At 29.2% G+C, this 14,697-nt stretch carries 10 protein-coding genes; 9 read left to right on the forward strand and 1 reads right to left on the reverse strand.

The window, feature by feature from the left end:
• Window positions 1-10: 10 nt before the first annotated feature.
• From IPM32_13100 to IPM32_13140, 9 genes are all read left to right on the forward strand, one after another.
• Window positions 11-2,986 (forward strand): hypothetical protein, encoded by a 2,976-nt coding sequence (locus IPM32_13100; GenBank protein ID MBK8946187.1) that lies wholly within the window; start codon window positions 11-13, stop codon window positions 2,984-2,986.
• Between the two features lie 20 nt (window positions 2,987-3,006).
• Window positions 3,007-3,531 (forward strand): hypothetical protein, encoded by a 525-nt coding sequence (locus IPM32_13105; GenBank protein MBK8946188.1) that lies wholly within the window; start codon window positions 3,007-3,009, stop codon window positions 3,529-3,531.
• Between the two features lie 19 nt (window positions 3,532-3,550).
• On the forward strand, window positions 3,551-4,603 hold the full coding sequence (locus IPM32_13110) for a PorV/PorQ family protein (GenBank protein MBK8946189.1): 1,053 nt from the start codon (window positions 3,551-3,553) through the stop codon (window positions 4,601-4,603).
• A gap of 210 nt (window positions 4,604-4,813) precedes the next feature.
• The gene (locus IPM32_13115) at window positions 4,814-6,115 is read left to right on the forward strand and encodes a hypothetical protein (protein MBK8946190.1); all 1,302 of its coding nucleotides are present in this window, start codon (window positions 4,814-4,816) and stop codon (window positions 6,113-6,115) included.
• Between the two features lie 13 nt (window positions 6,116-6,128).
• Window positions 6,129-7,448 carry a T9SS type A sorting domain-containing protein gene (locus IPM32_13120; GenBank protein ID MBK8946191.1) on the forward strand — a complete coding sequence of 440 codons (1,320 nt, stop codon included), beginning with the start codon at window positions 6,129-6,131 and terminating at the stop codon, window positions 7,446-7,448.
• Window positions 7,449-7,547: 99 nt separating this feature from the next.
• A complete protein-coding gene (locus tag IPM32_13125; GenBank protein ID MBK8946192.1) occupies window positions 7,548-7,901 on the forward strand; it encodes a hypothetical protein in 354 nt (117 codons plus the stop codon).
• Between the two features lie 45 nt (window positions 7,902-7,946).
• Window positions 7,947-8,405, forward strand: a complete 459-nt coding sequence (locus IPM32_13130; protein MBK8946193.1) for a hypothetical protein — start codon at window positions 7,947-7,949, stop codon at window positions 8,403-8,405.
• A complete protein-coding gene (locus tag IPM32_13135) occupies window positions 8,405-10,618 on the forward strand; it encodes a TonB-dependent receptor (GenBank protein MBK8946194.1) in 2,214 nt (737 codons plus the stop codon). Before IPM32_13130 ends, IPM32_13135 begins: the two co-directional genes overlap by 1 nt.
• 62 nt (window positions 10,619-10,680) lie before the next feature.
• The gene (locus tag IPM32_13140) at window positions 10,681-12,198 is read left to right on the forward strand and encodes a hypothetical protein (GenBank protein MBK8946195.1); all 1,518 of its coding nucleotides are present in this window, start codon (window positions 10,681-10,683) and stop codon (window positions 12,196-12,198) included.
• Between the two features lie 7 nt (window positions 12,199-12,205).
• On the opposite strand, the gene IPM32_13145 is transcribed toward IPM32_13140, so the two are convergent.
• The gene (locus tag IPM32_13145; protein MBK8946196.1) at window positions 12,206-14,557 is read right to left on the reverse strand and encodes a TonB-dependent receptor; all 2,352 of its coding nucleotides are present in this window, start codon (window positions 14,555-14,557) and stop codon (window positions 12,206-12,208) included.
• Between the last annotated feature and the right edge of the window lie 140 nt (window positions 14,558-14,697).

Genomic DNA, 14,697 nt, shown 5'->3' on the forward strand with positions numbered 1-14,697 from the left:
ATTGGAATTTATGCTATATAAATTTATTCCTAAATTATTTTTGATAATTTTATTCCAGACTTCAATTATTACTTTTACACAATCGGTTGATGAAGAAAAAAACAAACCAATTTATTTACAGCCTCAAACAATTACCGGATCGAGAGGTTATACTGGAGTTTTTAATAAAATTGAAAAAGCTCAAGCTGAAGGAAATGCTAAGTATTTTAGATTTACTGTTCATGATGGGAATTTAATTACCGGTGGAGTTATAAATTCCGGATTATTATCATATCATTATGTTGGCGGCACTCCAACAATTGCATGGCCTAAAGGACCAAAGTCCGTTCCAATTCTTCATGGAGCAGTTTTTTTTGTAGCTGCTGAAGTTGAAGACGAATCCGGAGACACAATCCATATAGTTTCAGATAATTTTAGACGTGGCAGCGTTGAGGCATCACTTGATGAATCACATTGGTGGTCTTTTATGCCACTTGGAAAATATTTTAATAATGATCAGCCGGGAGCACTTGATCCAGATATGGGAGGATTAAGCGAAGATGTCGGAATTGATGAAACACCAAATACTGGAGATTTTGGAGAAGGTGATGGAATTTTACAACAGGAAGAAGATTTTAATTTAAATGAACAATTAGATTTAAATTTGCAAAATGGCGTTGGCTGGTTTGCAATTAGCCATAGAAAAGAAACATGGCCTCAATATTGGCCAACTGGTTCATACCCTGGTGATGATAGAGAACCTGGCGAAGAAAGACCCGGCGTTCGATCTGGAAGGTGGAATGGTGAATTTGGCGCTTATGTTCGCGCAGACCAGGAATCTTACTATGTAATGGATGATAGAGAAAATGATGAATTTAATTATTTTCCATTTGAAGATTCTGAATCTAAATTACCTTGGCCAAATGGAAGAGGAGGTTTAGGTGTTAAAGTATCTGTAAGAAATTATCAATGGTCGGCCAGACTTGCAGAGGATTTGATGATTTCGATTTATGATATTGAAAATGAAGGAAAAGAGTTAAATAAATCAACTGTTGGAATGTATGTTGATCCAGATTTAGGGGGATCATTAGAAGGTGATGATGCAAATTTTGATGAAATAGATGACATAACTTATGCATTTAATAAAAAGGGACTTTCAACACAAGGATTGCCAATTGGATATTTTGGATTTGCTTTCTTGGAAAGTCCGGGATTAGTTGATGGAAAAGATAATGATCTTGATGGCCGAACAGATGAAAGTCAAAATAATGGTATTGATGATGATGGAGATTGGATAGGCTGGGTTGATGTTAATTTAAATGGGAATTGGGACTGGGAAGATATTGGAGTTGATGGAATTCATGGGACGAGTGATTATGGTGAATATGACGGTACGTTACAACCTGAAGAAGATTTAAACAATAATGGAATTTTAGATAACGAACCTATTAATAATGATGTAGGCTCTGATGGACTTGGGCCAGATGATGAAGGTTATTTTGGTCCGGATCCAGATGGAACAGAAACAAATGGAATTCCAGATCAAGGTGAACCAAATTTTGATTTTACAGATAATGATGAATCTGATCAAGTTGGATTAACTTCATTTTATTTAAGAGATTGTGATAATACAATGGGCGATGATGAAACATATTGGAATGTAGAAATCAAACCTGGAGTTTTTAATATTCGTCCGGGATATCAACGTGATATAGCATTTAGTTATGGAAGCGGTTATGTTAAATTTGCCGGAGAAGAAAGAAAACATAGATATGCAATTGCATTGGTTTTCGGAAATAATTCAACTGATATTCTCCGAAATAAAAGAACAATGCAAGTAATTTACGATGCTGATTATAATTTCTCTAAACCTCCAAGAAAACCAATTGTGTCAGCAACATCCGGCGATGGGAAAATTATTCTTCATTGGAATAACGATGCCGAATTTTCAAAAGATCCTCTCTATGGGCTTGATTTCGAATGTTACTATATTTACAAAAGCACCGATCCGACTTTTGATAATATAAAAACAATTACGGATGCTTATAATAATCCAATACTTATGTCGCCAGTTGCAATCTTTGATAAAAAGGATGGATTAAAAGGAATTCATCCTGTAAATATTGGTGCTGAACTGGGACCAGAAAGTAATTTGGGTGTTTCGTATAATATGGGAACTGACAGCGGATTAAAACATTTCTACGAAGATACAGATGTTACTAATGGAAGAACCTATTATTACGCCGTTGTTTCAGTTGATCAAGGTTATCATGATTCATTTTATCCGAATATTTCTTCAAAAGAAGGATTGGTAAATGCATCTCCAACTGAATGCTCGGCAATTATTCAAACAGATTTATTAGGAAGAGCAGTTAAGACTGATAAAAATACAGTTATTGTTACACCGAATGAATATCCAGCTGGATGGGTTGAACCATCATTAAGTGAAAAAGGTTTTGAAAAAATTTCTGGTTTTGCAACCGGACAAGTTGAAATAGAAATTTTTAGTCCAAAGGAAATAAAATCTAATACAACTTATTCAGTCAGATTTACTGATGATGGACTTCAAAAAAAATATGATAGTTCTTTTACTGGTCATACTACCAGAGCAATAATTTTTAATGAAACTACAAATTCAATTATAAACAGCATTGATGATCCAGATAAAAATGAAAAAATTGATGAATTTATTGCGGATGGTTTTAGAATAAAATTAAATAATGATTCAGTTGCATTTAATACTGCTGAGTGGGTTGTAGGAAATTCGAATTTAAAAGTTACTTCAAGCACACTAGAATTAGGAAGTGACATGGTTGCTCGAGATTATGAAATTAGAGTATTTGCACCAGTTGATACGATTACTGGTGCTGGGGCGGATACTTCAGTGTATTCAAATATTACTCCAACAAATTTTCAAGTATGGGATGTTACAAATCCGGATAGCTCATTTAAAATTGACTTTCGATTTAGAGATGGAAATCAAACTGCTAACAAAAAGGCAGTTTAAGTCACGGAGATAAACTTCAATTGGTTTCTAAATATAATCAAGCGCAAAGAACTTGGTTTTTTGATATAAATGTTCCGGGTTTTGATACTTTGGAAGCTGGGGAGATTAAATATCCAGAAGAAGGTGACGTTTTAAAAATTACTAGTAAAAAACCATTTGATAGAAATGACAAATTTACTTTTACATTAACTGGAAATTATATTGAACCAAGTAAAGTTAAAAAAGAACTCAATAAAATTTATGTAGTTCCGGATCCATATATAGCTGTTAGTTCACTTGAAAGAAAAGTTATAAATGTTGATGAAGGAAGAGGTGATAGAAGAATTGATTTTGTGAATTTACCAAATGAGTGTTCTATTGAAATTTATACAACTTCTGGAAGATTTGTGAGAGAATTATTTCATTCTTCAACAAATTCGAATGCACGAATGTCTTGGGATTTGAGGACAAAAGATGGATTAGAAATTGCTCCTGGAATTTACTTCTTTGTTGTTAAAGCTCCGGGAATTGGGCAAAGTACTGGTAGATTTGCAATTATTAAATAATAATTTTACTGGAATTTATATGAAAATTATTACAAATATAAATAAAGTTATCTTTTTTACTATTATATCAATCCATATTATTATTGCCGGTGAAAATCCCGTTAAGACCTCAACTAATGTTGACGGTATTGGCACAGCTTCTATGACTTTTTTAGAAATAGGAATTGGTGCAAGAGCAATGGGAATGGGTGGCGCTTTTGTAGCTGTTGCAAATGATGCTTCGGCTACATATTGGAATCCGGCAGGAATTGTTTGGGCGGATAAAGTTCAAGTAGAAATTAGCCATAATGAATGGTTTTTGGATTCCAAACTTCAATCATTGAGCGGCGTTATTCCGCTGCCACAATTTAATTCATCAATGGCGTTAAGTATTGTAACTTTAGGATTTGATGAACAAGCTGTAAGAACTGTTGAACGTCCAACCGGTACCGGAGAAATGTATGATGCGCGAGATTTTTCTGTTGCACTTTCTTGGGCTACCGCGGTTACCGATAGATTTTCGTTTGGACTTTCTGCAAAATATTTAACTTCACGAATTTGGCATGAATCTGCAAATGCATTTGCTCTCGATTTTGGAATATTCTATAACACAGAATTAAAAGGTTTGCGTTTGGGTTTTAGTATGGCAAATTTTGGTACCGGGGTAAAATTTGAAGGAAGAGATTTGGATTCAACTATTGATCCCGATGAAGAAGTTGAAAATTTTGACAGAGCACCTGCACAATTAAAAACTGATTCATATCCACTTCCAATATTATTTCGTGCAGGTATTTCTTATGAATTAAATCTTGATGATTTTGGAAATGCAATTTTTGCTGCTGATTTACTTCACCCAAGTCACTCTCCGGAAGCTGTAAATGTTGGATTGGAATATGGTTTTACAAATATGTTTTTTGTAAGAGCCGGTTATCAAAATCTTTTTGATGATACATCAGTTGACGGTTTAACTTTAGGTGCAGGAATTGATTATTATAATTCTGAAAGTGGTTTTGGAGCAAGATTCGATTATTCTTGGGCAGATTGGGGAAATTTAAAAAATGCGCAAAGATTTTCTGTTGGAATTGTTTTTTAATTTTTTTTTTGTAGGTAAATTATTGAAAAAATATTTTACAAAGCGTAAATGAATTTTAACAAATATCTGACAAAAAAAAATACATTAATTTCTTTAAGTCTTATCGTTTTATGTTCTATATTGGTAATTATTTTCACCAATCGGAGTGCCTCAAATCTTGAAATCCTTGCAAAAGTTGAAAACAAAATTATTACATCTGAAGATTTTTTATTGAACTTTGAATTTGGTTTCCCGCACTTAAAAATTGGAAAAACAATTCAAGAACAGAAAAAGAATTATCTGCAATTAATGATAAATGAATATTTATTTGCGCTAGATGCTGAATCAAAAAACCTAAGTCTCTCTCCGGAGGTAAAATATCAAACAGAAAAAATTAGAAGGGAATTATTATTAGAAAGTATAATTGAAAATGATGTAAAGAAAAACATTAAAGTTAGTAAACAAGAAATTAACGAAGCAATTAATAAATCAAAAGTAAGTTTTAAGTTTTTTTTCTGGCCGGAAAATGATTTTAATAATGCTGTTATTATCAAAGAGATGTTTGAAGAAAATGGAATTGAGGGAACATTTAGAAAATTAAGCACAATAAAATCAGATTTTCATTTTGATTTTACAAAATATATATCAGATTACAAATCATGGATTGATATTCCAGAAGAAACATTTAACGCAATAAAAGATCTTCCGGTTAATAAATTTTCAGATCCAATTTTTATTGATAATATGTTTTACATTTTTCAGATGCTAGATATTAGACGTGAAGCAATAAGAAATGAAGAATATTTAAGCAAAGCTCCATCATTTCAAAAAGTACTTTATAATTCTAAACTTCAAGATGGTGTTTCAAAGTATGTTGATAAACTAATGACGCCGAAAAATATTAAAACAAAAGCGCATGTATTTAATATTTGGGCCGAAGCTATTATTGATTGGCATAATTCACAGAATAAAAATACTCAAAATTATTTTGAATGGACGAAATCAAATTTGAAATATCCTTCTGTGCAAAAATATTTATTTTATAAAGATTCTACTTTGGTAAGTTACAATGAAGGTAACTTTACTCTCGGTGAATTTGAAAAATATTTTTACTGGGATAAAATTTCTGATGAATTTGAAACAAAAAAACAATTTAAAAATCATTTAAATTTTTTATTGGGAATTTCAATCAGAGATTATTTTATGCAGCTTGAAGCTGAAAATAAAAATTATGATGAATTACTTTGGTTTGAACATCAATTTATGAAATGGACTTCCAAATTTGCTTTTGAGGAAATAATGAAAAATTACGTTGCAGAAAACTCAAATGTAAATATTAAAGAAAAAATTAATAATGATTTGAACTTGTTAAAATCGAAATATGATATTTATATTAATTATGAAATGCTCGATACTCTGCAAATTAACAGTTCGCAAAAATCAAAAGGAAGTTCTCTGCAGCTTATGAAAGTTGGTTTTAATAGACTTGCCGAACCAATTGTTGATGGTTATTGGAATTCAATTATAAAATGATATTTTAATTTTTATGAATTTGAAAATTCTATTTTTACTTTTTATAATTACTGTAAAAGCAAATTTTGCACAGAATAATAATTTATTTCACAAAACTTCAAATGAAGAAATAATTCAGATCGGGCAATGGAATTCAAGCGGAAAAATTACATCACTTTTTGTTGAAAATAATTACGTATTCCTCACTAACGAAAATAAAATTCAAATTATTGATATTTCTACAATAAGTAATCCAGAATTAAAAAGAGAATTCAAACTCAACTCTTTATTTATTAGTGAAGATATTACGGGAAATTCTGAAAAAATTTTTGTCGCAAATAATAGAACAATATTTGCTTTTGATATAAGCAATCCTTTAAATCCGGATTCAATTTCTTCAATAAAATTAGATGCAATAGTTAATGATTTATTATTTGAGAATAATTTCCTTTATGCAATTGCTTCATATGATTTTTATGTTTTTGATGTAAGCAATAATGAAATAAAAACTCTGGGAAAATTTTCACTTCCGGAATCTACTTTAGGACTAACACGATTTGATGTTGAAGGAACTTTTGCATTTATTGGTTCGTGGGCACAAGGTTTGTATGTAATTGATATTGAAGATCCGCAAAATCCAAAATTGCATGGAAGATTTTTAGAAAATTCAAATTTAATTTATGCTGAAGAACAATTTGCGTATGTGGCAGATTCCGAATTTCTATATCTACTTGATATTACTGATTCAGTTATTCCATCAAATATTAATAGTGTGAACATGTTTAGTAATCCAAATGATTTAATTTCAGATGATGTGAATCTTTATGTTACTACTAACAATGAATTATTAGTTTATAATAAGAATGAATTAAATCTAATTACAACATTTTCGCTTAATGATATTGGGAAACGAATTCAAATTAATAGCGGATATATATTTATTGCAAATAATGAGCAAGGATTAAAAATATTGAAATTAGATTCACAAACTTCTATTGATATTTCGGAATTAACAAATTATAAATTTGAACTTGAGCAAAATTATCCAAATCCGTTTAATCCGGTAACGAATATTAAGTATACAATTCCACTTAATTCAGTTATACCTAACGAAATGAAAAAACTGAGCGATTTCTCGTCACAAGTTCACTTAACTGAAAATGACAATGTGAAGATTTCTTTAATTGTATATGATTTGTTAGGAATTGAAATAAAAACATTAGTAAACACAAAACAAAAGCCGGGTAATTATGAAGTTGAATTCAATGGCTCGGGATTACCGACTGGTATATATTTCTACAAATTCCAGGCGGGCAATTTTGTTGTCACAAATAAGATGATACTAATCAAATAAAAAATTCTTCGATTTAAAACTTTAGAAATTTCAAGTTATTATATAATTGAAATTGTTTATCTTAAACTGCATTGTTTTATTAGAGAAAAAAAACTAAATTTGAATATGACATTTAATCCTTTTAAAATAAAAGAAAAATCTGCAATTCTATTTTTAGGAATATTTTTATCGTTTTTATTCCTATCGTTTACTCATTCGCATGAATTTAATTTTATTTTAAATTCCCCAAACTCAGTTTCAACCGAAAATAATAATCATCACGATCCGTTTTTAGATAGTTCACTAAATTGTACCATTCATAGTTTTAATAATTCTATTGGAATTGATTTTACTAGTACATCATTTAGTGATCTAAATAATATATCAAATTATAGAATTTGTGAATACGAATCTTCACATTACAAATCATTAAATTATAAATCCAACCAATTAAGAGCACCTCCAACAAATTAAGTAAGTCAACAAACTTTAACTTATTTAATTTAAAAAGGAGATGCCATGAAAAATCATTTTTTTAAAAGTGTATTATTTTTTTCTTTTCTATTAGTCTTTATTTCTTGCAAAGATGATGATCCGATAACTCCGGCAGAAGATCATTTTGAGGCAATTGGAACTATAATTTATGATGCGACTGGAGCAGTTGTAGTATCAATTTTAAGAGGTCGAACAGATGATACATTACAAATAAATAATGGGGAATTATCAGACCACTTTGAAGTTAAATTTTATGATGAAAATGAAAATATTATAAATCCACCGAATAATGAAAATATAAAACTTAGTTATGAAATTGGTGAAAATACAATTGCAAGTTGGTGGCAGCATGAAGGTGAAGAAGGAGGTTTTGAATTTCATTTAAATGGATTAAAACCCGGTACGACTACGTTGGAATTATTTATTGTTCATGAAGGTCACAATGATTATAGATCGGGATTAATTCCTTTGATTGTAAAGTAATGATAACTTATATAAAAATATTTTTATTTACATCATTAGTTTTTGCTGTACAAAGTACAACCTTTGGCAAAAATGTAAATATACACATTATTGTTCTTGATTCAGAAAACAATAAAGTTGTACCAAATGCAATTGTAAAAATTGTAGAACTATCAAAATCATTTACGTGTAACGATAATGGTGAATTATCAATCCCAAAATTGGATTATGGAATTTATACATTTGCAATTCATCACATTAGTTATGAAGAAAATGTTTCAAATATTACAATTGATGAAAATTCAAATAAGAAAATTGTTTTTTATTTAATTCCAAAAACAATTCAACTTGATCCGGTTGTAATTGCTGATTATAAATCCTACTCAACTTTTGATGATTTGAGAGAATTATCAAATGTTCTAAAGGGAAAAAATTTGCAAAAACAATTAGGATTAACACTTGCTGCAACTTTAAAAAATGAAGCTGGTCTATCGATGAGATCGATGGGACCAGCTCCTTCAAGACCAGTAATTCGCGGATTAGGTTCCAACAGAGTTGTTATAAGTGAAGATGGAATTAAAACAGTAGATTTATCAGCAACTTCTCCGGATCATGCAGTAACAATTGATCCATTTACAATTGAAAGAATTGAAGTACTTCGCGGACCAAAAATTTTAACACAAAGTTCTACAACAATTGGTGGAATTGTTAATACAATTAGAAATGAAATTCCTAAAGTTCAGCATGATGATTTAATAGGTTCCATTGGTAGTTATGTTGAAACAGTAAACCAAGGATTTCTTGGTTCAGCAATGATAGAATACCCAATTTCCGATTTTTCTTTTAGAACGGAAATAAGCAAAAGAAAAACAAATGATTTAAAAACTCCAATTAAGAAATTGAAAAATTCGGATTCTGAAAATTTGAATTATAGTTTTTCCGGAAGTTATTTTCCAAGTTTTGGTGTTTTGGGAATTTCATATAGAAATTTTGAATTAGATTATGGAGTTCCTGGTGGATTTGTTGGAGCTCACCCAAAAGGTGTTGATATAGAAATAAAAAAAAATCAATTTAATATTTTAAATGATATAAAAATTGATAATGAAAATTTTGAGAATATTGAAATTGCATTAAGCAGAGTTTATTATCGTCATAAAGAATATGAATCAAGCGGGGCAATTGGTTCAGAATTTGAAATAGAAAATTATATTGGTAAAATTGATCTGAATATTAAAAAATTTACAATTTTTACAAATGGAATTCTGGGATTAAATTTTGAATATGAAAATTTTAATGTTGGTGGATTTGTGTTTACACCACCCTCAAAGCATTATAATTTATCAACTTATCTATTTGAAAATTTTGATTATAAAAAGATAAAATTCGAATTTGGAGCAAGATATAATTTTGATCAAATTACTCCAGATAAAAATAACCCAGATTCAAAAATTGGTTTTATTAGAAAAAGAATATTTAACACTTATTCACTTTCAGCTTCTGCCTTATACGAAATATCTAATATAGTTTACATTGGAACAAATTTAAGCAAATCTTCAAGAACGCCAACTGTGGAAGAATTATTTTCTCAAGGTCCGCACTTGGCTGCATATTCCTTTGAAATTGGAAATCCAAATTTAAAAGATGAAAGTGGATTTGGAGCAGAAGTTTTTATCTATCATAATTTTCAAGACTTTTATTTCAATTTAACATTTTTTAGAAATGATTTAACAAATTATATAATTCCGCGAAATATTGGAGAAACCAATTATGCAACTTTTCTTCCAATTTACCAAACCAGCGGTGTTGAAGCAATTTTACAAGGATTTGAAAATAGAATTGACTGGAATATTTGCAATTGTCTAAAAATTTCAAACACTATAAGTTTCACAGAAGGAAAATTTAAATCGGATGGCTATTTACCTCAAATTCCACCGTTAAAAGGATTGCTTGAAATTACATATAAAAGTGATTATTTAAATTTTGGAGTTTCTAACGAATGGGCTTTGGCACAAAATAATGTTGATGAATTTGAAGAACCAACAAAAGGTTATTTTGTTAATAATTTATTCTTGCAATATTCGTTTTCCTTAAATGGTTTAATAAATAACATTTCTTTTAACGTTGATAACATTTTTGATCAAGAATATAGAAATCATCTTTCAAGAGTAAAATCAATTCTTCCGGAAGCTGGAAGAAATTTCAGACTATCCTATAAAATGTATTTTCATATGTGATTTTTATCATTTTATTTAAGTAAAATATACGATATTTTATCTTAATTAAAGATTAAAAAGTAATGCATATTCTTTTAGCTATTGTATTATATATATCATCCATTAGTTTCGCACAGAATTCAATTCAGCATGATAATTTTAATATAATCTCACCAATTAATAATCAAGTATTTTCATCTGGGAAGCGCGAAAGTATTTTGTGGTATAGTTCTGAAACTATTCTTTTAGATATTGAATATTCGGAAAATATTAATAATTGGGTAAAAATATTTAATAATATTAATTCAGATATTAGTTACATAGGATGGAAAGTTCCAAATAATTTATCGCAAAAAACAATTTCATTAAGGATTATAAATTCACATACAGGTAAAATAGTAGGAATTAGAAAAAATATTTTCATTCAAAATAATTTTAAATCAATTGAGTTACAAAAATCTAATTCTAATAGTAAAAAATTAAAGATATTGCCCCTTGGTAACTCAATTACTTTTGATAAAAGATCAAGACAAACAGATTTTAGAATACCAGAAGATAGAACAGGTTATAGATTACCATTATTTGTTCTTTTAACAAATAGAGGTATTACATTTGATTTTATCGGAAGTGAACATGCAGGGAGTAATTTCTTACCCTTGGGTTTTGAAGAAAATGCTGGATTCCCAGGGATTCGCGATTCTCAGTTAACAAATTTACTCCAAAGTGGAATTCTAAATATGAATCAGTATGGAATTTATGATACTTTGACAATTGGACCATATTTAGAAACTTATTTACCTGATATTATTTTATTACATATTGGTACAAATGGTAACGAACAATTAGATGGAATATTTTCAATTGATGAAGAAGAAATACTTGACGAAATAGCAAGAGTTGAAAATAAACTTGCAAAACCTATTAATGTTATTTTTTCGAGAATTATTGATCGTTCTCCAAATAAAAATTTTGTTAATACATTTAATAATAATGTTGAAAATATGATATTGGATAGAGTTTATAATCCATTAAATAATGCTTATCCCGACCTAATACATATGGTTGATATGGAAGATAGTGCAAAAATTATTTATGAAATCGATATCATGGGAACAATAGGGAATGGAATAAATGGAGATATGAATGATGAACTTCATCCAAACAATAAAGGCTATGCTAAAATGGCAAAAGTTTGGTTTGATGGTATAATAAATATCCTTCCAAAACTTAATGCTAGAGTCTTCCTCGAAGGTGCTTATTCCGGATTATCAAATATGCAAAGTAATAATAATTTTTTTGTTACAATTCCTCATGATCAACCATTTAAACTTTTCCCATGGTATTTTGATGGTACTGAACATGTAGCACAAATTCCGGAAAATGTAATTGATTGGGTTTTAGTTTCTTTACGTTCAGGTGAAACAAAATCATCAACCAAAGCACAACGTGCCGGATTCATTAAAGAAAATGGAACAATTGTAGATTTAGATGGGGAAAGTCCATTGGCATTTGTAGTTGATGAAGGAAGTTATTATGTGGTTGTTGAACACAGAAACCATTTGCCGATTATGAGTTCTGAAAAAGTTTTAATTCAACCTTAATTCAAAATCAAAATTCAAATCTAATTCCAAATGATGGAATTATTGGCCACAATAAAATTTCTTCTGAACTTGGTTTGCTTAAACCGGGATTGTCAAATTCATATCTTTGCACATTTTTAAAATTAAAAACATTACTAACATCTAAAAATGTATTGAGTCTAAATTTATTAAAAACAAAAATTTTACTAATTCTTAAATCAACTCTTTTGTAAGCCGGCAAATCTGCAGAATGAATTTCTCCGGATTTCCAATCCCAAATTCCGGTTTGCTCATCTTTAACAGCTGTTTTTGGAGTATAAGGAAAACCGCTTCCGTAATATGCTTTTAAACTCAAATTCCAATTATTTCCAAAAGCAAAATTTGTAACAAGAGAAATTGTATGAGTTTGATTTGTGTATCTTGGATATTCTCCATAATTATCATTTAACTTATTTTCATTGGCTTGCATATATCCATAACTAAGCCAGCCGTAAAAAAAATCATAATTTAAAATTGCATATAAATCTATGCCTTTAGAATTTCCAATTGCATCATTTTCCCTTGAATAAGTTAATCTTTCAAAAACTCCAAATTGTGATGAAATTAAATTGCTGTAATCTTTGTAATAAGTTTCAAGTTTAAGTTTGAAAAAATAATTATCGGCAAAATTAAATTGCTTTTCTAAACCTAAAATGTAATGAATTGATTTTTGCGATTGTGTATTTGTATCTGATGAAACTGAAGAAGAAAGTTGAGCATAAATTGGCGATTGATAAAAAAATCCCCACGCAGCTTTGAGCAAAGTACCGTCTTCAAATTTGTAAGCTGTATTTATTCTTGGCGAAAATGTTAATTCTTTGTTAATATCAAAATAGTCAATTCTTCCGCCAAGATTTACAGTTAACGAATTTGTAAAACTAAAAATATTTTCCAAATATGCTGCAAATTTATATGAACTAACATCAATTGGTTTTTCATTTCCATAAGAACCAATTCTTGTTAAAGTATCTTTTATTACGGGATTTGTATTATTGCGATTTCCAATGTAAGTCCAAAAATCATTTGCATTTTGTTCGTAATTAATATTTTGAAAACTGAATCCGTTTTGAATTTCATAAAATGAATTTAATTGATAATTCAATTCTGATTTGAACTCGAGAGTTTTAATTCGCAAACTATCATAAGTCAATCTAATTGTTTGAAGACTATCAAAGTTATTATAATTAATATTTTCAAATCTGTTAAACAATCTATTTTCTTCATCAATTTGATCATAATAAGAAATTTCAAAATTCAGTAAAGTTTTTGAGGACAAAATATTTTTACTTTTTACATCCAACAAAGTGCTGAAATAATTTGCAGTATTTATTTCATTTTCAATTTTGGTTGAATAAATTCTTTCCGGTTTGTAAGAAAAATCATCGCCGGCATGAATAAACTCAAACAGCAATTTATTTTTTGGAGAAAGTGAATATGAAACTACACCTTGCAAATCATAAAAAGATGGTTTTACAGATTTAATATCTTCGTAATCAATTAGAGAAAGAACATATTCCATATAACTTTTTCGCACACCAAAAATGAAAGAACTATTTTCTGAAATTGGTCCTTCGATATATCCATCTAAAAAAGCTAAACTTAAAGATGCTGCACCGGAATATTTTACTTTATTCCCTTCACGATATTCAATATTTAAAACCGAACTCATTTTATCGCCGTATTTTGCAGAAAATCCTCCGGTAATTATGTCGACTTTTTTCATCAAATCTACGTTGAAAATTCCAACACTTGCGTTTGCTGCTTCTTTAATATGGTAAGGTTCGTAAACTTGAGTTCCGTTAACTAAAACTAAATTTTCATCTTGATTTCCGCCGCGCACATTAAAATCAGCTTTGAATTCATTATTTACAACAACTCCCGGAAGAGCTTGTACAGATCTTAAAATATCCGGCATTGCAGAAGAAATTTCTCTTATTCTTTCGGATTGTAAAGATAAATTACTAAGCTGAGTTAATTCACTTGGGTTTAAAGAATTTGAAAAGACTGTAACTTCTTGAAGATTTATACTAATCGGATTAAGGAAGATAAAATTTATTTCATCACTTTTTAGATTTTCCAATTTTATTGTTGAAGTTTTGTAACCAACATAACTGAAAATTAATTCTGCCGATTGTGAATTAGCTTTAATCGAAAAATTTCCATCTGCATCAGAACTTGTGCCCAAAGAAGAATTGTTAACTCCAATATTTGCAAAGGGTAGTGGCTCATTAGTTTGCGAATCAAGAATAATTCCATTTATGAATATTGTAGAATCATTTGATTGTGCAATTTGAAAACTATTAAAAATTATAAATGCAAATATTCCGATTAAAAATTTCACAAAAATCCTTTTTCTTTTTATCAATTAGAAGAAAATATGAACTAAAAAATAAAACATTATCGGATAAAAACGATTTAAATCATTATTTATAAAATAAAATTTGACAAACATACATGAATGTATGTAAATTTGCATCAAAA

Source organism: Ignavibacteriota bacterium (genome assembly GCA_016716225.1).
In the GTDB taxonomy this organism is placed as follows: Bacteria; Bacteroidota; Ignavibacteria; order Ignavibacteriales; family Melioribacteraceae.

Bases quoted from the DNA above. Each gene is read 5' to 3' on its own strand.
- IPM32_13100 (MBK8946187.1), top strand. From the start codon at position 11: ATGCTATATAAATTTATTCCTAAATTATTTTTGATAATTTTATTCCAG.
- IPM32_13110 (MBK8946189.1), top strand. From the start codon at position 3,551: ATGAAAATTATTACAAATATAAATAAAGTTATCTTTTTTACTATTATA.
- IPM32_13120 (MBK8946191.1), top strand. From the start codon at position 6,129: ATGAATTTGAAAATTCTATTTTTACTTTTTATAATTACTGTAAAAGCA.
- IPM32_13130 (MBK8946193.1), top strand. From the start codon at position 7,947: ATGAAAAATCATTTTTTTAAAAGTGTATTATTTTTTTCTTTTCTATTA.
- IPM32_13135 (MBK8946194.1), top strand. From the start codon at position 8,405: ATGATAACTTATATAAAAATATTTTTATTTACATCATTAGTTTTTGCT.
- IPM32_13140 (MBK8946195.1), top strand. From the start codon at position 10,681: ATGCATATTCTTTTAGCTATTGTATTATATATATCATCCATTAGTTTC.